The sequence below is a fragment of the Novosphingobium sp. KA1 genome (assembly GCF_017309955.1).
Taxonomy (GTDB): Bacteria; Pseudomonadota; Alphaproteobacteria; order Sphingomonadales; family Sphingomonadaceae; genus Novosphingobium.
Genome location: NZ_CP021248.1, coordinates 1,099,551 through 1,120,846, shown reverse-complemented (window position 1 = coordinate 1,120,846; position 21,296 = coordinate 1,099,551). Strand labels below are relative to the sequence as shown.

Here is a 21,296-nt window from a genome sequence, read left to right as displayed (position 1 = left end):
TACAGTATATTAACCACTTTTAATCAGTATGGCGGAAGAGACTGGGGACCTGGCACCATGCGGATTGATGCAAGAAACCTTCTGGACCGGTTGGGCCGAAGCGATTTCAGTTACAAGGAATTCGAGGATCGGTTTACCGATCTGGAGCTCTGGCCGATCCTGGAGGCCTTGCTGCGCGATCCGCGCCTGCAGGCGCTGGATCAGGCCGCTCCGCAGGTTTCCAAGTCCGCCACGCGCGGCACTGGCGAAGTTCCTGCCCCGGACGAGCGGGTGCCCGAAGCGCCCAAGGAACAGATCCAGGTCCTCTTCAGCCGCTACGAACACGGCTCCGAACCGGCTGCGAGAGCCTCCGCCCCCGCGCCGCGCCCCGCCGATTCGTCGGGAGACGTCCGGGCGCTGCTGCGCCGCCTCTCGGCCGCCGTCGAGACGGAAGGTGCCGCCACCGGCACTGCTCCGCGCGAAGGAGACGCCTGATGCCCGTCATTCTCTGCCACGGACCCAAGGGCGGCACCGGCACGACCTTTGTCGCCGCGCACCTCGCGATGGGGCTGTCCGCCGAAGGCGCCGACGTCACCGTGCTGACGTTTGCAGCGCGCGATACCATGCCGCTTCATTTCGGCCTGTCGCAGGCGATCAGCCTTCCTTCGCTGACCGCGCCTGCCGACGAGGCGGTGCTGGTCGGCGGCATCAACTTGCGCCACTGGACCCGTTCGGCCGACGACGCCGACCTGCTGCCGATGCTGAACGATCTTGGCTATCTCTCGCCCGGCAAGGACCGGGTCATGGTGCTGGACGTTCCGTCAGGCGACTGGCGCGCCGCCCGGCGCATCGCCCAGGCTGCCTGCGCCCACGTCTGCCCCCTGACCGTGCAGCCCGACAGCCTCGCCCTGCTCCCGCAGATGTTCGACGAAGCCGGGACCGACGGCCTGTCGCGCACGGCCTTTGTCATCAACGCTCTTGACGAGACCCGCCGCCTGTCCCGCCACGGCGCCGCCTTCGTGCGCGAGCTGGCCGGCCAGCGGCTGATCGGCCGCATCCGCTCCGACGAAGCGGTGCCCGAGGCGATGGCGATGCTGCAGCCGCTGTCCCGCTACGCCCCGGCCAGCGCCGCGCTCAGCGATGTGCGCGCGATTTCGGCCAAGCTGGTCGACGCGCTTCATTCCACCGATCCGGTCTGGATCGCCCCCTCCGCGGCGAGCCGCGCTGCATGACGGGTAAGGTTCTGCAGCGGGGAATACTGCGTTATCTCGTGATCGCGCTGGTCGTGGTGATCGCGGCGCTGGTCGTGAGCGTGCCGCTCGACAACAACGCGCAGTGGATCTTCGCAGCCGTCGCGGTTGGCGGAACCTTGCTCATGCGGCGCTGGCCGGGCCGTAAGGGCGCGCTGGCGCTTGGCCTGCTGGCGCTGCTGATGTCGACCCGCTACATGTTCTGGCGCACGACCCAGACCCTGGCCTTCGGCACTTTGCCCGAATTCCTGCTGGGCGGCGGGCTCTATCTCGCCGAACTCTACGCCTGGGTGATCCTGGCGCTTGGCTTCCTGCAGACCAGCTGGCCGCTCGACCGTCCGGTGATCGAGCCCAACGGCCCTTCCGAGGAATGGCCCACGGTCGATATCTACATCCCGACCTACAACGAAAGCCTCGACATCGTGCGCAACACGGTGTTCGCGGCGATGGACCTGGACTATCCGGCCGACCGCTACCGCGTCTTTATCCTCGACGACGGCAAGCGCGCGGAATTCCGCGCCTTTGCGCGTGAAGCAGGCTGCGGCTACATCACCCGCGACAACAACCTGCACGCCAAGGCGGGCAATCTCAACGCGGCGATGACAAAGACCGACGGCGAGCTCATCGCCATCTTCGACTGCGACCACGTGCCGACCCGCGCCTTCCTCCAGCTCACCGTCGGCTGGTTCCAGAAGGACCCGCGCCTTGCCCTGCTGCAGACGCCGCACCACATGTATTCGCCCGATCCGGTCCAGCGCAACCTCGCCGGCGTGATCGACGACATGGCGGGCGAAGGCGACTTGTTCTACGGCCCGGTGCAGGGCGGCAACGACTTGTGGAACGCGGCCTTCTTCTGCGGCTCCTGCGCGATCATCCGCCGCGAAGCGCTGATGGAAACCAATGGCTTCGCCGGTGAAACGGTGACCGAGGACGCCCACACCGCGCTCAAGCTGCAGCGCACCGGCTGGAACACCGCCTACATCAGCGCGCGGCTTTCCGCCGGGCTCGCCACCGAGCGGCTCGTGCTGCACGTCGGCCAGCGCATCCGCTGGGCGCGCGGGATGACGCAGATCCTGCGCATCGACAATCCGCTGTTCGGCCCCGGCCTCACCTGGCAGCAGCGCCTCTGCTACCTCAACGCGATGCTGCACTTCCAGTATCCGCTGCCGCGCATCGCCTTCCTGACCAGTCCGCTCGCCTACCTGATCTTTGGCCTCAACATCATCCAGGCCTCGGCCTCGCTGATCTTCGCCTATGCCCTGCCGCACCTGTTCTGCGCCTCGGCCTCGAACTTGCGCACGCAAGGGGCGGACCGGCGGCCGTTCTGGGGCGAGGTCTACGAGACCATTCTGGCCTTCCACCTCGTCAAGCCGACCTTGATGACATGGTTCCAGCCCCGCAAGGGCAAGTTCAACGTCACCGACAAGGGCAGCCTGCTCGATCGCACCTATTTCGACTGGGCGATCGTCAAGCCACACCTCATCACCATCGGCCTGCTGCTGGCCGGGATCGCACTGGCCGTGATCAAATGGGCGTTTTTCCCCTACATGTTCAACGTCCAGACCGACACGCTGGTGCTGAACATCTCGTGGGCCGTGTTCAGTCTCGTGATCCTGATCGCCGCCGTTTCGGTGGCGCGCGAAACCCGCCAGGCCCGCAAGGACATCCGCATTCCCGTGGAGCTGCCGGTAACGGCCTATCTCGCATCGGGGCACGTGCTGGAAACGCGCACCCTCGACATCTCGATGGGCGGCGCCGCCCTTGCCCTGCCGCAAGGACGACCGGCGGGAGACAATGCCGTGCGGCACATCACCATGGCGATGGGCGACGAAGTCCTGTCGATCCCGGTGGAAACCGTGCGCACGACCGGCGACCGCGCCTTCGTGCGCTTCGAACAGCTTGACGTCCTGGCCGGACGCCACCTCGTGCGCGCCGTGATGGGCCGTGCGGATGCCTGGCAACCGGCCTCGCCGCACGTCCAGGTGACCGGCCTGCGTTCGCTGGCCGACATCATCATCGTCGACATGGTGACCATTAAACGTATGCTTCGCCTCAATTTTGCCGAACGCCGCGCCATGCGCCGGGAAGCCGAGCTAGCCGCACTCATCGCGCCTTCGGCCCCCGTCGCGGCCACGCCGTCCGCCCCTGCCTCTGTTTCGCCCTCGCCGACCCGCAAGACACGGGGCATCAGCCTCGGCAAGGCAGCCGCGCTGGCCTGCGCACTCGCGCTCGGTCTGGCGACGATCGTGCTCGGCTCGCGCGAGGTGCACGCCGCGCCCGTTCCGGCAAAGCCCGCCGCCGCTGCGGCCGGCGGTGAAGCCGGAGCCGGAGCCGCGCCCGCGGCCGGCACCATTGCGGAGCGGCTGACGCTCAAGGACATGCGCATCACCACCCCGATCCGCCTCCAGGGCACCCAGGGGGAAATCGGCATACCGTTCGGCATGCGTCAGGACCGTGTGGTGACTTCGGCGGTCATGACCCTGCAGATGGCCTGGTCGCCGATGATGCTCGACAGCATGAGCCACCTGGTAGTGATCCTCAACGGCGAGGCGGTGCAGACGATCCCGCTCTCCCGTGCCGATGCCGGCGGCCGCGCGCTGCGCATCGCGATCAACCCCGCGCTGTTCCTGCCGGGCGACAACCAGCTCAACTTGCGCCTGGTCGGCCACTACGCGACCGACTGCGAGGATCCGTTCAACTCGGTACTCTGGGCGAATATCAGCAACGTGCGCTCGTGGATCGATTTCCAGTATCAGCCACTGCCCTTTGCGCCTGACCTTGCGCGCATGCCGCTGCCCTTTTTCGACAAGGGGCAGAACCTGCCGCTGACGGTGCCCTTCGTGTTTGCCGGCCAGCCCCGCAAGGGCGAGCTGGAAGCGGCAGCGGCCACCGCCTCCTGGCTGGGGTCGCTCGCCAGCTACCGGGGCTTCTCGTTCAAGCCGGTCTTCGGCGCCTTGCCCAAGGGCAATGCGGTGGTCTTCCTCAAGCAGGGCCAATCGATCCCCGGCCTCGCCATCGCGCCGCCCAGCGGCGCTTCGGCTGCCGTCATGCGCAACCCGGCCGATCCTTCGGGCACCCTGCTGGTGCTGATGGGCCGCAGCGACGGCGAACTGCGCCTCGCCGCCGGAGCCGTGGCGCTGGGGCGCGGCGTGTTCGGCGGCCAGCGCATGAACTTCGACGACGTTCGCATCCCGGCCTGGAAGCGATACGGCGCGCTGCGCTGGGTCTCGACAGACCGGCCGGTGAAGCTGGGCGAGATCATGCCCGCCTATGCGCTTCAGGGCATGGGCTTCCGCCCCGGCCCGCTGACCACCAGCTTCCGCGTCGCGCCCGACTTGTTCTTCTGGCCGCGAGAAGGCGGCAAGCTGAGCCTCGGCTATCGCTATCCGGTCGCCCAGTGGCTCGACAAGCGCGCCTCGCGCCTCGACGTCTCGCTCAATGGCCAGTACCTCAAGTCGCTGCCGATGGGCTCCACCTGGTGGAGCGCGCTGTTCGGTGCGAACGGCGTGCGCAGCCAGGATTCCACGGCGTCGCTGCCGCTGCCGCGCTACAACCTGTTCGGCCAGAACGAACTGACGTTCGACTACAACATGGTCATTGCCGACAAGAAGAAGTGCACCGGCACCCTGCCCGAAAACGTGCGCACGTCGCTTGATCCGGACAGCACGATCGACTTCTCCAGCGCCTACCACGCGATCATGATGCCCGATCTCGCCACGTTCGCCGGTGCCGGTTTCCCCTTCACGGTGGCGCCCGACCTTGCCGAGACGACCGTCGTGATGGCCGATGCCCCCTCGGCGGCAACGGTCGAGGCGTTCCTCGGGCTGATGGGCCGCTTCGGCGATTCCACCGGCGTGCCGGTAACGGCGATCACCATTACCTCCAGCGTCGATCCCTCGCGGCTCGACAGCCAGGACCTGCTGGTGATCGGCGGCTCGCAGCTCGCCGGCGGCACCCTGTTCGACAGCGCCCCGGTGCGTTTCGTGAACGGCCATCTCCAGGTTTCGGAACGCTCGCCGCTGCAATACGTCACGTCGCTCTTCGGCGGCACGCGCAGTGACGATCCCGCCGACGCGGCACCGATGGTCTACAACGCCCGGGGCTTTTCCGGCATCGTCAGCTTCCGCTCGCCTTACGCCTCGGACCGCACGGTCGTTGCCGTCCTGGCCGACGATCCCTCGGCCCTTCCCGGCCTCGTCGACGGCATGGCCGACGTGAAGTTCAACGCCTCGATCCAGGGTGATCTCGCGGTCACCAAGGGCGACGGCATGGCCAGCTTCGCGATCGGCGACCGTTACTGGACCGGTTCGCTGCCGGTCTGGATGAAGCTGGCCTACTGGTTCAGCCAGCGCCCGATGCTGATGGCGATCTTCGCGCTTGCCCTTGCCGTGCTGCTGGCAGGGCCTGCCTATCTCTACTTCCGCGGCCAGGCTGCCCGCCGCCTCGGCAATACGGACGATACCGCATGACCGTAGCCCGCAAACCCCTGCGCCTGGCCTGCCTGGCGCTGCTGCTCGCCTCGACCGGGGCGGAAGTGGTGAGCGTGGGTGTCGCCTCGGCGCAGGATAGCGGCGTCGCCGCGCTGCTGCAGCAGGCCCGCTACTGGCGCTCCAAGGGGCGCGAGGATCTGGCCCAGCAGGCCTTGCGCCGTGCCCGCGCGCTCGATCCCAACAATCCGGCCGTGGCCCAGGCCATGAACGGCGGCGGCAAGGCGGCTCCCACGCCCGCCGCTCCGGCTGCGGCGAAACCCGCCGCCGCTGCATCTGCCAAACCCGCTCAGCCGCGCCAGACCGGCAATGCGGCCTCGGCATCGCGGCCCGGCCCAACCCCGGCCAAACCTGTACAGACCAAACCCGCACAGGCCAAACCTGCCCCCTCCTCCGCCAGCAACCGCGCCGGGCAGGCCCGCGTGGCCGGTTTCGCGGCTATTGAAAAGGGCGACCTCGACGGCGCGGCCAGCCAGTTCCAGCGCGCCCTCGCGGTCAATCCGCGCGATGCCGATGCGCTTGGCGGACTTGGCATCGTGCGCCTGCGCGAGAGCCGCTTCGCGGAATCGGCCGATCTGCTGGGGCAGGCCTCGCGCCTCGGCCGCGCCGAGCAATGGAGCAGCGGCCTTGCCGCAGCGCGCTTCTTTGCCGGCCTTGGCGAGGCCCGCGATGCCCTGGCGCGCGGCGATCTGACGGCGGCGCAGACCACCGCCGAAGCGCTGGTCCACTCCGGTTATCCGCAGTCCGGCCCGGCGGTCGAACTGCTCGCCAACATCTACGAGCAGCAGGGCCGCCATGCCGATGCCGCCGAACTCTATCGGCAGGCAGGGCAAACCGGAAACGCCAGCAGCGCCGACGACCGGCGCCTGCAGGTCAGCGCGGCGCGCAGCCGCGCGCTTGCCGCCGCCGCTGCCGGGGACGATCTGGGCGCCACGCGCGAGTTCCAGAACGGCCTTGTCGCCGATCCCGAGGATCCGTGGATCCGCTACGAATTTGCCGAGTTCAACATCAAGCGCGGCCGCGTCCCGGAAGCCGAGGCCTTGCTGCGTTCCCTGGTATCCAAGGGCAAGCCCGACGCGCTTTATGCCGCCGCGCTGCTCAACGCCGACCTCGACCGCCCGGCCGAGGCCAGCCGCCTCATCGACATGATCCCGGAAACCCAGCGCACCGCCCAGATGCGCAGTTTCGCGGTGGGCGTGAAGACCGACGAGGCAATCGCCCGTGCCAAGGCCATGGGCGCTTCGGGGCAGAGCGCGCAGGCCCTCGCCTCCCTGCGCCAGCTCGGCTCGATGAGCGGCATTCCGGTGGGCAAGCAGGCCGCGATCGCCAATGCGCTCTATGACCTCGGCGATACCGCCGGTGCCGCTGCCGTCGCGGAAAATGCGACGCACGGCAATGCCACCGGCATCGAGGACTATGAAGGGCTGATCGGCACGCTGGCCCGCGTCGGCCGCGACGATCTTGCCCGCGACATGCTGCAACGCGCCGGATCGCTGGCCGGCGGCTCGGCGGACAGCCAGCGCGCCTATGCCCGGATGAACGGGGCGCTGATGGTCTCGCAGGCCGACCGCGCCCGGCTCGAAGGGCGTTTTGCCGAATCCTTCGATATCCTGCAATCCGCCTGGAGCGCCGCGCCTGACAACATGGACGTGCTGGCCGGGCTTGCCCGCCTCTACCAGAGCGGCCGGATGCCGGCACGCGCGGCGCAGGCCTGGCAACTGGTGCTCGCCCGCAAGCCGGGGGACCGCGACGCCCTGCTCGGACTGGCCGATACCGCGCAGGCGGCCGGCGACGACGACCTTTCACGCAAGGCGCAGAACGATGTGCTGCGGGCCTTCCCGCAGGACTACGAAGTGCGCATGACCATCGCGCGCATCGAACAGTCACGCGGGAACAACCGTGCCGCGGCGCGCTACCTCAAGGAAGCGCGTGCGCTCTACACCGCCCGCCAGGGCGGCACCTCGATCGACGGTCTGGCAGGCGGCAATCCCTTTGCGGCGATGAGCCCGGCCGGCGGCGCCAATCCGTTCCGCAACCAGGCCGTAGCAGCGCCGCAGGCGGTCAATCCGTTTGCCCTGGGTTCCGGCACCCGGCTGCCCTCGGCCGCTGCGCCAGCCTATGCGCCTGCCCAGGCCTATGCCGCCGCGCCCTATCAGGCCCCGTTGGCAAGCGGCGCAGGAGCCAGCCCGGCAGGCGGAGCGATCGCCTATTCCTCGCCTTACATGTCCGAGCCGGTCCCGGCTGACGCGGCGAGCGCCTATCCCGCCGATCCGGTCATGGCCCAGATCCAGTCCCAGCTCGCCAACCTGACGCAGGAAACCGGACCGCGTGTCGATGTCGATACCGGCTACCGCCAGCGCTCGGGCGAAAAGGGACTGAGCCGCCTCGACGAGATCAAGGGCTCGGTCCGCTTCTCCACCGACGTGCCGACCGGCCGCGTCTATGCCAAGGCCGAAGCGACCGTGCTCGACGCCGGTTCGCCCAGCAAGTCCGGGCAGGCGCGGTTCGGCCAGAACGCCACGATCGAGGCCGACAACATCGTCGCCCAGACGGAGGCGCAGTTCGACGGTCCCGGCAGCGTCAATGCCTCTGGCGTGGCCTTCTCGGCCGGCTACGAAAGCGATTTTGCCCAGGCCGAAGCGGGCACCACGCCGATCGGCATGGGCAAGACCAAGGTCACCTTCCGCGGCGCCGTCACGCCTGAAGTGAGCCCCGGTTTCCGGGTGAGCGCGGTGGCCGAGCGCAAGCCGGTGACCGACAGCGTGCTATCTTATGCCGGCGTCGTCGATCCCGTCAGCAAGGAGCGTTGGGGCCAGGTCATGCGCACCGGCTTCGGCGGCGGCCTGTCCTACGACCGCGATGGCAGCGGTGTCTACGGCGAAGGGCGCTACTACCGGTTCAACGGGACCAGGGTCGTGCGCAATGACGGCTTCGAGGCCAACGTCGGCGGTTACCTGCGGGCCTATGCCAGCCCGCATTCGGCACTCACGGTCGGGCTCAACGTCAATTACCAGGACTACGACAAGAGCCAGAACTACTTCACCTGGGGCAACGGCGGCTACTTCAGCCCGCAAAGCTTCATCTCGGTGGGCTTCCCGGTCAACTACACCCTGAATAACGACCGGTTCGACATGCGCGCCTCGTTCACCCCCGGCTTCCAGAGCTACAGCCAGGATGCCAGCCCGCTCTATCCCACGGATGCGGACCTGCAGGGGCACCTCGACGATGCCAAGGCGGACGATAACGACGTCCGCTCCTTCTACGACGAGAGCAGCAAGACCGGCTTCGCGCTCTCCGCGCTGCTGTCGCTTTATTACAAGATATCGCCAACAACACGGATCGGCGGCGAAACAAGCTATAATACCTTCGGAACCTATAACGAGTTCCGTAGCTTGTTCAGCGTCAGGCAGAACTTCGGGAACACGGGCAGATGAAGTTCCAGTCATTTCCACCACCCAGACACGATACCGACGTTTCCGGCATCGGCGGCGTCGCCTTGCTGGCCACCCTTACCGCCGCGGAGATCGGCGAGAGCGCGCCGCCGGCGCAGGCGCGGGCGTTCTTTTCCTCGGTGGGCAGGCGCGTCGCCGCGCTGGTCCCGCTGGATGACGTCAGCGACGTCGGCGTGCTCGAAACCCGGATCAACGCCTATTGGCGCGATCTGGACTGGGGCCAGATCGAACTCGTCGTGGGTGAGGATGCGATCGTCGTGCGCCATGCCCGCTTGCCGGAACCGGTGGTGCCCGACCTGCGTCATGCCTGGCAGGCGATGCTTCTGGGCATTCTCGAAGGCGCCTACGACGCCTGGTTCCGCGCGCTGGGCAGCGGCGCCGCGCTGACGACCAAGGCGCTTTGGAAGGATGACATCATGGAAGTGCGTCACGGTCGGTAAATCTTTTGGCGGTTATGGGTTTACGGCCCAGGCAAACGACGCCGAATTCGTGACAGTCGCAAGGATTTGAAGACCAGAATGACACGCCATACCCGGACCGAACCGTTTGCGGCCTTCCCCGCCCTCGATCGCCGGAAATTCACGCTCGGCGCGATGCTGGCGCTGACCGCTGCCTGCAACGGCGGCGCGCAGAGCCGCGATCCGGCGCGGGGGGGCTCGCGTATGCTGACCTGGACCGCCTATCGCGACAAGTACATGATGGCCGACGGCCGCATCGTCGATACCGGCAACAAGGGGGTCAGCCATAGCGAAGGCCAGAGCTATGGCCTGATCTTTGCCTACAACGCCAATGATCGCGACAGTTTCGAGCGGATCGCCCGCTGGACGCAGGAGCAGTTGTCGCGCAAGGACATCGCCCTCCATTGCTGGCGCTACGATCCCGCCGCCGCCGACCCGGTGGCGGACAAGAACAACGCCACCGACGGCGACCTTGTCATCGCCTGGGCGCTGCACCTGGCCGGAAAACGATGGGACCGGCCGGACTACATGGCACGCTCTGCGGCAATCCGCGCCGCCATTCGCAGCCACTGCGTGATCGAACGCTACGGGCGCCATCTGCTGCTGCCGGGCCTCCAGGGCTTTGTCACCGGCGGCGGCGTCACGCTTAACCCGTCCTACTTCGTGTGGCCTGCGCTCGACGCTTTTGCGCGCATCGACGGCGCCGGCATATGGGGACCGGTGATCGATGACTGCGCCCAGTTGCTGGGCCTTGCCCGCTTCGGCGCGCGCCATCTTCCCTGTGACTGGATGACCATCAGCGGCCCAGCACAGCTTGCCCCGGCAAGCGACAAGCCGCCCCGCTTCGGATACGATGCGATCCGCGTGCCGCTTTACGCCGCTTTGGGCAATCGCAAGGTGCTGGCAGCCGACGTCGCGGCCTATTGGCGCGCCTGCCTTGCCGGGGGCAAGCCGATCCCGGCATGGATCGACGTCGTCACCGGCGAGGAAGCGAACTACGCGCTTTCGAACGGCGGCGCGGCAGTGGCCGGGCTGCTGCTCGGCACGGCGCAGCCCGCCGCGCTCGACGACGACTACTATGCCGCCTCCCTGCAGCTGCTGGCAAAATTGCCGACTGGCCTGTAGCCACCCCGGCTGCCTGTTACGGAGTTCGGCCCTGGGGGCAGTTGCCGAAGATGGAGCCGCCACGGCGGGCGGCTACCGTGAACGCGCTTACTTGGGCGCGGGGACCTTCGCCAGATCGGCATCGATCTTGGCCAGGACCTCGTCGGTGACGGTGTCGGCCGAATAGGACTGGATCTGCTTCAGGGTCATGCCCCGCGCCATTTCGATCTGCGGGTTGCTGACGAGATCGGGAAGATACTTCTGGAGGATCGCCTTCGTGGCCGGATTGTCGAGCAGGGTGCCGATCGAACTCTCCGATGTCGAAAAGGCGGGGGCCACCGCGGCGGCCGCTGCGGTCCCGGCGCAGACCACCGAAAGCGGCGCGGCGACGAGGGCCATGGTTCCGGCGATCAGAATTTGACGAAGCATAGTTGCAATCCTCTCTTCAATGGTACCGGCCTGATCGCCTGCGATCAGGCCGCCTGTTCTTGTGCGGCCCTGAACGTTGACCGGCCAGGTTGCTGGCCAGTTTGCTGGCTCAGTCCGGCCGGTCAGGGCGACCGGCTGGACTGGACCGGCTAGCGCTTGCGCAAACCGGCCTTTTTGCGTCACACACGACCCGATGGCCGAAAACAAAAAACCGAATCGAGCTTTAGGCGATACCGTATCGCATAAATCCGAGCCACTGGCATCATCAAGATCGACCCATGCCCGCGCCTTGCGATCGGGCAAGGCGCTGCAGGAAGCCATGCTGCAACTCCTCCAGCGCAAGCCCTTCGACCAGATCACCGTGCGCGATATCTGCGCCGAGGCAAAGGTCCATTACGCCACCTTCTTCCGTCACCACGAAACGAAGGAATCGCTGCTCGACGCCATTGCCAAGGACGAGATCGCCCGCCTCAACCAGTTGACGCTGTCGATCCGCGATGCCGAAAGCTACGAAGCCGGTTTCGAGGGCCTCTGCGCCTATGTGGCAGAACACCGCGAACTCTGGGCGATCCTGCTCAACGGCGGCGCCGGCGGCGCCATGCGGGAGGAATGGCTGCGGGTCTCGATGGAAGTGGCCAAGGGCGAACAGCCGATCAACGCCTGGCTGCCCACCGAACTGGGAACGATCTGCGCCGCCTCGCTGATCGCGGAGACACTGGCCTGGTGGGTCGGCCAGCCGGAAGACACCTACAGCGTCTCGCAAATCGCGCGCATCCTTTACCGGCTGCTGTCCACCTCGATCATGGCGCCGGATTGAGGGGACTGCGCCCGGTTGAAAGATCGCAGGCGCGATCCTGTGCGAGATCGAGCGTCAGCAGGCGCTCGATCGGCCTCAGGACCCGGGCGAGCGGGTCATGCTGCGGCGCGTCCGCTGCCAGACCGATCACCGGCGCCATGTACTGCGCCGCAAAGATCATGCTGAGGATCGAAAATGCGGCAAATTTCGGGACGCCGAGATCGGAATTGCCGAAACGCTCGGCGTCGTGGATGATCGGCAGCAGCGAGACGAGAAACGGGCTCCAGACTTTGTCGAGAAGGTAGTCCTGTCGCTCTCCCGGCTCCGACATTTCACCGATGAACAGCGGCGCCAGTTCCGGAATCTCGATAGTGAGCCGCACGAAGGGGCGAAGCGCGGCGCTGGCCCTGTCCGGAAACGGCTGCGCCGCCGCGAACGCGCTGTCCATCGCCGCGCAGGCCTGATCGACCCGCAGGCCAAGCTCATCCACGAGCGCCTTCCACAGGCCGAGTTTCGAACCGTAGCGATAGAGGATCAGGGTCGGCGCGATACCGATCGAGGCTGCCAGTTCGCGAAGCCCCACGGCCGCGAACCCCCGCCGTGAAAAGGCCGCGAGGGCGCTGCGTTCCAGACGGTGCAGGTCGGGGCCCTGCCCTTTCTTCGGGCGGGCCCGTTCCCGTCTGGCGACAGCGCCATCGTCTTGCTTCGTCATCATCAGGGACGCCCCTTGGCCCTCCCTTTCGCAGGAACCTTAGCGCGAGCCGAACGCAACGCGGAACGTCACGCCGAATTCACGCGGTGCGGTCACCGCCACACCGGCATAGCGGCTGCTGTAGACCGTCGATCCGATGCCCGAGACGCTGTAGGTCGGCGGGCTGAGATAGACGTCGGTCACCGAGGTGAACTGCGCGAGATCGTCCTGGCTCAGCAGCTTGGTCGTATCGAAGATGTTCTTCGCGTAGACCGAGACTTCCCATCCGCCATCCTGGGCCCTGAGGCCGCCGAACAGGTTCAGCAATCCATAGGCCTTGACGTTGTCATAGGGATTGTTCGGGTCGGTCCGGGACTTGCCCTTCCAGCTGAACAGCCCGCGCAGGTAACCATCGACATCGTTGTTCAGGGGAAGCGTGTATTCGGCCCTGAACACGCCCGACCATTCCGGCTGGAAGGTCGCCGACTGTCCGCCGCCCGCGCATTGCGCCACGCGCTCGCCGCCATAGGCCTGCTGCATCTGCGCCAGCGTCGGCGTGACCGTATCGGGAATGCCGTCGGAGCCGACCGCGCCGCTCTGGTTGTTCAGCGCGTCGGTGCAAGCCAGCAGCGCGTTGCCGATACGGCTGCGTGCGAAGTTGACCGTTGCCCCGAGATTCCAGCGCGGCGTCGGCGTGAAGGCGAGTTCGGCCTCGACGCCGTTGACCTTGATCGGCACCGCGCTGACGAAGTTGAAGTTGCCGATCGTCGGCGCGCCGGCCGAGTTGATGTTGATATAGGCGATCCCTGCCCCGCCGGAGCGGTAGGGGTAGTTCTTGTAGTCCTGATGGTACGCGGTCAGGTTGAACTGCACCTTGCGGTCAAACCAATCGGACTTCAAGCCGATCTCGTAGGACTTCGAACTTTCCGAAGGCAACGAGATATGGGCGATCTCGTTCGCGGTGTAGTCCGCATGGGTGAAATTGCCGATCGCCACGACCGGGGGACGCCAGGAACTCCCCGTGGAGGCGTAGACCATGAGGTCCGGCGTGAAGCGATGCTTGATGCTGGCGCTGTAGATCGTGGCGTTCTCGTTGACGTCCGACTGGGTGCCGTTCTGGCGCGTGCAGTTGCCCGCCGCGTACATTTCGGGCGTACAGCTGATGAACAGGCCATCGCGGTTGTCGGTAAAGTGGATACGCCGCAATCCGCCCGACAGTTCCGTCGCTTCGGTGAGGTGGAAGGTCACGTTGCCGAAGAAGGAATCTTCCGTCGGCGTACCCTTGGCAACGTAGATCGGGGTGTCCGTCACGCTCGGTGCGGCGATCGGGAAGCCGAGTCCGGCAAGGCGCAACTGGGTTATGCTGAGGTCGTCGAGGTTGGTCTGCGACGGCACCGCATAGTGGAAGTACCCGGCGACGTAGTCGAACAGCCCGGCAACCCGGTCGAGGTTCTGCAGACGCACTTCATGGCTGCTGGTCGTGCCCTTGGTGTCCGCGATCTGCGCGACGGCGAGATCCGGGAAGAAGTTCGCGAGGTCGCGCACGCCGTAGCTATGGTACTTCTGCGAAGTCGCCGAACCCACGTAGATCAGGCGCTGGCCGAGGACATCGACTTCGGCATTCCAGTTGTAGAACTGGAACTTCTGCGAGGTCGTGCTCGGGCGCGATTGCACCGAGAGGCGGTCGCTCAGGCCGATCTCGCCGTAATCCGGCGCGCCCGCGGAGGGCACATAGTCGGGATCGTACTGGCTGACGGAACGCACCTGGTCGAACCGCGTGCCGGTGTTCTGCATGCCTTCGTAGAGGAAGCCGAGACGCAGCCACTGCGTCGGTTCGAAACGAACCGCGGCACGGATGGCGTTGGTCTCGCTGCTCGGCTTCACGTCGCTGTTGACGCTGGTGACGCGATTGCCGCGATCGAAGCTGTGGAGGCCGGCCACGCGGATGCCAAGCACATCGGAAATGATCGGAATGTTGAGCGCGCCGTTGATGTTGGCGGCCGAAGCCGAGGCCAGCGTGCCGGCCATGTAGCCGCCCGCTTCCACCAGATCCGGCTGGCGCGTGGTCACCGTGATCGAACCCGACGGCGTCGAGCGCCCGCGCAAGGTGCCCTGCGGACCGCGCAGCACTTCGATCTGGCCAACGTCATACATCGTCTGCATGACGAAGTTCGAGGGAACCGGCGCGTCGTTGCGATAGTACTGGATCGTGCCGTTTTCGGCGCTGACGTTGACGTCGTGGTTGACGCCGCGGATCGAGGACGAGGTGCCGATGCCGTTCGCGTTGGGCGTGAGCTGGAGACCCGGCACCACGGCGTTGATCTCGGTGAAGTTGCGGATGTTCAGCTTGGTGATCGAATCCGCCGTCACCGCGTTCACGACCAGCGGCACATCCTGAAGGCTTTCGTCGCGGCGGCGCGCCTGGACGATGATCTCGGTCACAACCGAAGCATCGCTGGTGGCGCCGGAATGGACGCCCACGGCGGCGGTGGTGCTTTCCGCCTCCTGCGCCCGCGCGGGACTGGCCATGGCCAGCGCACTCACGCCAGCAAGTATGAACGCGTCTTGTCTACGCATCGAATCCTCTCCCGATATGATTTTTCTTGTCGAATTTTGTGCGCCACTGTGTCGCATCGGTCAATCCATCAGGCTGGATTGGCTTGCCCGTTTCGCCGGGGCGAAGTTTTCGCGCCGCCATCGGCATGGGGCCGGCGGAAACCATGCAGGTGACCACCGGTCCGGATTGGTGGGCGGCCGGCTCAGGCCGCCGGCAGAACGGCGAGGTCGCGGTCGACGGCTTCGAGCGTTTCGTTGGTGAACTGGCCCGGCGCGAACTTCTGGATCGCACGCAGCGTCATCGACTTGGCCATGCCGATGCGCTTGTCGGTGGTGATGCCGGGGAAGTGCTGTTCAAGCACGGCCTTGGCGCCGGGATCGGCAAGGAGCACGGCAAGCTTGGTCACGCCGGTCGAGTATCCGGACGTCGCGACCGGCGCCGATGCGGATGCCGGTGTCTCAGGCGCGACCGGCACTGCGGCTTCCGCGGTCTTCTGGATCACCGAGGGGCGTGTCGACGAAAGGTCAGCGCCTTCGGCCGGGGTAAGCTTGAGGTGCAGTTCCGAAAGGCCGCGGATGATGAAGCTCGGCTCGAAGTTGAGCTTGCGGGCACCGCGCGGGCCATGCACCGCAGGATCGAGATCGATGTCGGACGTGTATTGCAGCAGCTTTTCCAGAATGATGCGCACTTCCACGCGGGCGAGCGGCGCGCCCGCGCAGGTGTGCGCGCTGCGGCCGAACGCGACGTGTTCGCGAATCTTCGGACGGTCGAGCCTGAACGCCTGCGGGTCTTCCCAGCGCGCCGGATCGCGGTTCGCAGCGGCGATCGAGAGCATGATCTTCGTACCGGCCGGAACCGCCAGATCGCCGATCCTGGTATCGCGCCGCGCCAGGCGGGCGGTCTGCTTGGTCGAACCTTCGAGGCGCAGGACTTCCTCGATCAGTGCCGGAATGAGCTTGGGATCGGCGCGCAGCCGGTCCTGCAGCCCCGGCTGATCGACGATGTAGCGCATCGCGTTGCCCAGCAGCTTGGCGCTGGTGTCCTGCCCCGCCCCGAACATGAACATGCCCAGCTTGATGATCGCCATCTCGTCAGGAAGCGTGCCGTCGGGATAGAGCGCGTTGGACAGCTCGGAGAGGATGTCCTCGCGCGGATTGGCGCGGCGATCGGCCACATATTGCGCGAAGTAGCCGCCCATGATCACGAACGGGTGGTCTTCGGCATTGAGGTCGAGTTCGCCGTCGAGGTTGCCGGGAGGCGGCGCGTTCTCGATGATGTCCATGAACTTCTGGCGATCCTCGGCGGGAATACCGAGGAGATCGGCGATGACCAACGTGACGAACGGCGTCGCGATCGTCTTGACCAATTCCACGCCGCCATTGGCCACCGCGTCCCGCACCAGTTCGTCCGAGAAGGCCTGGATGAACTCCTCGTTGGCCTTGAGGCGCGAGGGCGTGAACAGGCGGTTGACAAGCGATCGCAGCTGCAGGTGCGGATTGTCATCGAGATTGACCAGCAGGTCGCCGCCGTGAAACGCGTCGCGGTGCGCCTCGATCTGGGCGGTGATGTCGGATCCTTGCGGCGTGAACGGCAGCGGGGCGGAAGCGCCCTGCAGGCCGATAATCGCCGAGAAGTCTTCCGAATTGCGCATGATCTCGAGGGTTTCCTCGAAACCCATGACCATCAGATAATCCTTGCCCTGGGGCTGGTAGACCTGGCCCTTGCTCCGTACCGCCTCGAAATAGGCATAAGGATCGACAAGGATCTCGTGGTCGGTGAAATAGTCCCGATCGGCCAGTTCCGTCATTTTTCCCACTCCTGCTGCCTGGCCGCTCTGTCGGCGGGCAAGCGATATGTCTGGTTCAGTCTTCGGGCGCGATCCGCACGCGCAGTCCGTCAAGCGCGTCGGTGATCGGCAGCTGGCATGAAAGGCGCGATTGGCCGCCACGCTGGCTCGACGAATCGAGAAGGTCGTTCTCGTCCTCGCTCATCGCCGCCAGTGCCTCGGCCGGACCGCCTTCGACGTGCACGTGGCAGGTCGCGCACGAGCAGCAGCCGCCGCACAGCGCCAGCAACTCGTCAAAGCCCGCGTCGCGGATCACTTCCATGACCGTCTGTCCGGTCCTGGCCTCGAGCAGCCTTTCCTCGCCGGACACGCCTATTACGGTAATCGATGCCATTTCTCGCCCTCTTCCAGGTTCCGGCCTCTTGCGGGCCTGCTGCGCCGCGCAAAGGCCGCAGCGAATTTTATGCGATACAGTGTCGCATACCGTGGGAGGGCGGATAACGTCAACCGCGAAGAGGCCGATGCCATCGCGCCCCGCCCGACGCGAATGCTCGGACAGGACGCTCCAATGGCGCGATTCTCCGCGTCCGGGCGGAGCGCAGGGAACCGCCATGCCGCTGCGGCACCTCGCGGATGGCCGGTTGATCGCTGCGGCGTTATCCGCAGCCGTGCCTTCCGCTCCGGGGACGTTGCAGGCGCAATGCGGCATGACCTGGCTTATTGCATTGACCGCGATGGCCGGGATTGGCCTGACCGACTTGACAGCGCATATCGGCAACAATAGGCGACAGTGTGTCGCACAAAGAGGCGATTTCGGGAGAATGGCCAGCAGCGCCTCGAGCAGGTGCGGCTGCGGATGCGATTGGCAGGCAGATGACATCCATGGCGAAGAACGGGCAATTTCGGAGAAGGTCGGCGCTGATCAGGCTGGCGCTGTCGCTATCGGTTGCCGCTGTTTCGGGGCCGGTCTCCGCCCAGTCAGGGTCCCCGGCCGCGCCCGATCAGGCTGACCCGCTTGCAGGACAGTTCAGCGACCCGCCGATGGAGGCGCGTCCGCGGGTCTGGTGGCACTGGATCAACGGCAACATCACCGTGGACGGGCTGCGCAAGGACCTCGCCTGGATGAAGCGGATCGGCATCGGCGGCGCGCAGGCATTCGACGTCAATCTCCAGAGCCCGCAAATCGTCGACCAGCGACTGGTCTACATGACGCCCGCCTGGCGGTCTGCCTTCAAGGCCGCAGCGCGCGAGGCGGATCGCCTTGGCATCGAATTGGCGATTGCCTCATCGCCGGGCTGGTCCGAGACCGGCGGCCCCTGGGTGACGCCCGCCGACGGCATGAAAAAGCTGGTGTGGAGCGAAGTGACCGTGAGCGGCGGCAAGCGCCTCACCCGCCCGCTCCCCATGCCGCCCTCGGTGACCGGCCCGTACCAGTCGATCGCGGCGACTTCGGGCACCAACTCGACGATCAACGAAAAGGCACCCGACGTTCCCGCGCCGTTCTACCGCGATGCCGTGGTTGTCGCGGTGCCCGCAGAACCGGCCCTTGCGGATGGCGCCGCAGCAACGTTTACGAGCGGCGAAGGACAGCCGGTCGATGCCGCAGCACTGACGGACGGCGACCTCGAAACCGGTGCCGACCTGCCGAAAGTCGCCAGGCAGCCGACACTCCTTACAGCCCGCTATCCGGCGGCCCGGACGATCCGTGCGCTCACCCTGTTCGTCCCCGGCGGCGCGGGCAAGTTCATCGGCGCCAACCTCAAGGCCAGCCTGGAAGCGCAAACCGCTGCCGGGCAGTGGACAACCGTCACCGACATTCCGCTCGGACGCGTACCAACGACCCGCAGTTTCGCGCCGGTGACGGCACGGGCCTTCCGCATCGTGTTCCAGGACGCCAGCAGCCTGCCGAACTTTGCCCCGCCGCCTGCGGGCGTCGACCTTTCGGCGCTTGCGGCCGGCTTTTCCGGCGGCAAACCGGCGGCCTCGATCCGGGTCGCCGAATTCGCGTTGTCCGCCGAAGAGCGCGTCAACCGCGCCGAGGCCAAGGCCGGCTTCGACATCGTGCCGGACTATTACGCGCTCGACGCCGGTCTTGCCAATTCCGCCGGCGTGGCGCCGGACCGGATCATCGACCTGACCCCGCGCCTCCACGCCGACGGCACGCTCGACTGGACCCCGCCACCGGGGCGCTGGCGCATCATCCGCTTCGGCTATTCGCTGGTGGGCACGATGAACCATCCTGCTCCGCTGGAGGCAACCGGCCTCGAAGTGGACAAGTACGATGGCGAAGCCGTGCGCCGCTACATGGATCACTATCTGGCGACCTATCGCCAGACGGTGGGCGCGGACCTCATCGGCGCCCAGGGCGTGCGGGCCATCCTCACCGACAGCATCGAGGTCGGCGCGGCGAACTGGACGCCGCGGATGGTCGCGCAGTTCAAGCGCCTGCGCGGTTATGATCCGGTCCCCTGGATGGCCGCGCTGACCGGGACGATCGTCGGCTCGCGGCAGGACAGCGAGCGCTTCCTGCATGATTTCCGGCGGACCCTGGCCGATCTGCTGGCCAGCGAGCACTACGGCACGGTTGCCCGCGCGGCGCACGACAACGGGCTGGTCGTCTACGGCGAGGCGCTGGAAGATCACCGCCCGCAGCTTGGCGACGACATGGCCATGCGCCGCTGGACCGACGTGCCGATGGCGGCGATGTGGGCGTTCCAGCGTGACCGGGGGCCCAAGCCGACCTACCTTGCCGACATGAAGGGCGCGGCATCGGTCGCCCATCTTTACGGGCAGCGAACCGTCGCGGCGGAATCGCTGACCTCGATGCTGGCACCCTGGGCCTTTGCGCCCGCCGATCTCAAGCGGATGATCGATCTCGCGTTCGCCTCCGGCATCAATCGCCCGGTCATCCATACCTCCGTCCATGTGCCGGTGGACGACCGGAAGCCGGGTCTGCGGCTGTCGATCTTCGGTCAGGACTTCAACCGCAACGAAGCCTGGGGCGAACTGGCGCGGCCGTGGATGGACTATGTCGCGCGCAATTCGCTGATGCTCCAGCAGGGCGTCAACCGGGCCGACCTTGCCTATTTCTACGGCGAGGAAGCCCCGCTGACCGGGCTGTTCGGCGACAAGCCGGTCAGCGAGGTTCCGGCCGGGACCGCGTTCGACTTCGTGAACGCCGATGCCCTGATCGATGCGCTGGCCAATGACGGCGGCGATCTGGTGACGGCGGGCGGGGCACGATACCGCGCGCTGTACCTCGGCGGCACCGCCGGGAGGATGAGCCTTCGTGTGCTGGCGCGCATCGCCGACCTTGTGGAGGCGGGCGCGACCGTCATCGGCGCGCCGCCAGTGGGCGATCCCGGCCTTGGCGCCGACCCTGCCCGCTACCGGTCGCTGGTGCAGAAACTGTGGCCGGGCGCGGCGGTCAATCCGGTCGGCCGGGGCCGGGTGATCGCGACCGGCGACCTGGCCGCAGGTCTTGCGCAGGCCGGTATCGCGCCCGATTTCACCTTCTCGGGCGGGGCGCCGGGGGCCGTGCTTCCTTTTGTCCACCGCAAGCTGGCGGACGGGGACAGCTACTTCATCTCCAATCAGTCGAACCGGGCCGAGACGATCACCGCGCATTTCCGGGTGGCTGGCAAGGAAGCCGAACTCTGGCATGCCGAGACCGGCCGCTCGGAGCCGGTGAGCTTCACGGCCGCGCAAGGGGTGACCTCGGTTCCGCTCACGCTCGGCCCGGACGAGGCGGTGCACGTGGTGTTCCGCAAGGACAGTGCGGCTACCTCCCGCACCGTCGCGCCGGTCGAGCTGCGCGAAGCGGCAGTCCTTGGCGGGGCCTGGGACGTCACGTTCGAGCCGGGGCGCGGCGCGCCGCCGCAAGTCCGGCTGGCCCAACTGGCCCCGCTCGGCGCGAACGCCGACCCCGCGATCCGCTATTTCTCGGGAATTGCCACGTATACCAAGTCATTCACGGCGCCGCGCGGGTGGAAAAAGGGCATGCCGCTGCTGCTCGATCTCGGCGAGGCGCGCGAAATCGCCGAAGTCCGCGTCAACGGACAGCTGGCCGGATACGGCTGGCACCAGCCTTACCGCATCGACATCGGCGCGCAGGCCCGCCCCGGCAGGAACCGCCTGACGATCCGCGTCGCGAACCTGTGGGTCAACCGGCTGATCGGCGATGCCCAGCCAGGCGCCGCAAAAGTGACCTGGACCGCCACGGCGACCTACCGGAAGGACGCGCCGCTGCGCCCGTCCGGCCTGCTGGGCCCCGTGCGCCTGCTGGAACAACGCCGGGACTGAACCGG

Annotated in this window: 13 protein-coding genes; 8 read left to right on the top strand and 5 right to left on the bottom strand. The window is 66.8% G+C overall.

Annotated elements, in window-relative coordinates; translation table 11 throughout:
• Window positions 1–57: 57 nt before the first annotated feature.
• The 6 genes from CA833_RS22830 (at window position 58) to CA833_RS22805 (ending at window position 10,751) form a co-directional block, all read left to right on the top strand.
• Window positions 58–474, top strand: coding sequence for a hypothetical protein (locus CA833_RS22830; RefSeq protein ID WP_207080299.1), 417 nt, complete (start codon window positions 58–60; stop codon window positions 472–474).
• Window positions 474–1,211 (top strand): cellulose synthase operon protein YhjQ/BcsQ, encoded by a 738-nt coding sequence (locus tag CA833_RS22825; protein WP_142638655.1) that lies wholly within the window; start codon window positions 474–476, stop codon window positions 1,209–1,211. The genes CA833_RS22830 and CA833_RS22825 overlap by 1 nt, the downstream gene beginning before the upstream one ends.
• The gene (bcsA, locus tag CA833_RS22820; RefSeq protein ID WP_207080298.1) at window positions 1,208–5,698 is read left to right on the top strand and encodes a UDP-forming cellulose synthase catalytic subunit; all 4,491 of its coding nucleotides are present in this window, start codon (window positions 1,208–1,210) and stop codon (window positions 5,696–5,698) included. Before CA833_RS22825 ends, bcsA begins: the two co-directional genes overlap by 4 nt.
• Window positions 5,695–9,150, top strand: a complete 3,456-nt coding sequence (locus CA833_RS22815) for a cellulose biosynthesis protein BcsC (protein WP_207080297.1) — start codon at window positions 5,695–5,697, stop codon at window positions 9,148–9,150. Before bcsA ends, CA833_RS22815 begins: the two co-directional genes overlap by 4 nt.
• Window positions 9,147–9,608, top strand: coding sequence for a hypothetical protein (locus CA833_RS22810; RefSeq protein ID WP_207080296.1), 462 nt, complete (start codon window positions 9,147–9,149; stop codon window positions 9,606–9,608). Before CA833_RS22815 ends, CA833_RS22810 begins: the two co-directional genes overlap by 4 nt.
• A 78-nt stretch (window positions 9,609–9,686) precedes the next feature.
• Window positions 9,687–10,751: a glycosyl hydrolase family 8 gene (locus CA833_RS22805; RefSeq protein ID WP_207080295.1), complete on the top strand. Its 1,065-nt coding sequence runs from the start codon at window positions 9,687–9,689 to the stop codon at window positions 10,749–10,751.
• Window positions 10,752–10,838: 87 nt separating this feature from the next.
• Here the strand turns inward: CA833_RS22805 and CA833_RS27330 are convergent, their stop codons facing one another.
• Window positions 10,839–11,480 carry a hypothetical protein gene (locus CA833_RS27330; RefSeq protein ID WP_370584589.1) on the bottom strand — a complete coding sequence of 214 codons (642 nt, stop codon included), beginning with the start codon at window positions 11,478–11,480 and terminating at the stop codon, window positions 10,839–10,841.
• Here CA833_RS27330 and CA833_RS22795 point away from each other — a divergent pair.
• Window positions 11,479–11,976 carry a TetR/AcrR family transcriptional regulator gene (locus CA833_RS22795; RefSeq protein ID WP_242526430.1) on the top strand — a complete coding sequence of 166 codons (498 nt, stop codon included), beginning with the start codon at window positions 11,479–11,481 and terminating at the stop codon, window positions 11,974–11,976. The two genes, CA833_RS27330 and CA833_RS22795, sit on opposite strands and share 2 nt — an antisense overlap.
• On the opposite strand, the gene CA833_RS22790 is transcribed toward CA833_RS22795, so the two are convergent.
• The 4 genes from CA833_RS22790 to CA833_RS22775 form a co-directional block, all read right to left on the bottom strand.
• Window positions 11,960–12,670, bottom strand: coding sequence for a TetR/AcrR family transcriptional regulator (locus CA833_RS22790; protein WP_207080292.1), 711 nt, complete (start codon window positions 12,668–12,670; stop codon window positions 11,960–11,962). The two genes, CA833_RS22795 and CA833_RS22790, sit on opposite strands and share 17 nt — an antisense overlap.
• A 36-nt stretch (window positions 12,671–12,706) precedes the next feature.
• Window positions 12,707–15,223: a TonB-dependent receptor gene (locus CA833_RS22785; RefSeq protein WP_207080291.1), complete on the bottom strand. Its 2,517-nt coding sequence runs from the start codon at window positions 15,221–15,223 to the stop codon at window positions 12,707–12,709.
• Between the two features lie 182 nt (window positions 15,224–15,405).
• The gene (locus CA833_RS22780; RefSeq protein WP_207080290.1) at window positions 15,406–17,010 is read right to left on the bottom strand and encodes a cytochrome P450; all 1,605 of its coding nucleotides are present in this window, start codon (window positions 17,008–17,010) and stop codon (window positions 15,406–15,408) included.
• A 55-nt stretch (window positions 17,011–17,065) separates the two neighbouring features.
• Entirely contained in the window at window positions 17,066–17,383 is a 318-nt protein-coding gene (locus CA833_RS22775) for a 2Fe-2S iron-sulfur cluster-binding protein (RefSeq protein WP_207080289.1), read from the bottom strand.
• A gap of 479 nt (window positions 17,384–17,862) precedes the next feature.
• Between CA833_RS22775 and CA833_RS22770 the strand changes: the two genes are divergently transcribed.
• Entirely contained in the window at window positions 17,863–21,291 is a 3,429-nt protein-coding gene (locus CA833_RS22770) for a glycosyl hydrolase (RefSeq protein ID WP_242526429.1), read from the top strand.
• The last annotated feature ends 5 nt before the right edge of the window (window positions 21,292–21,296 follow it).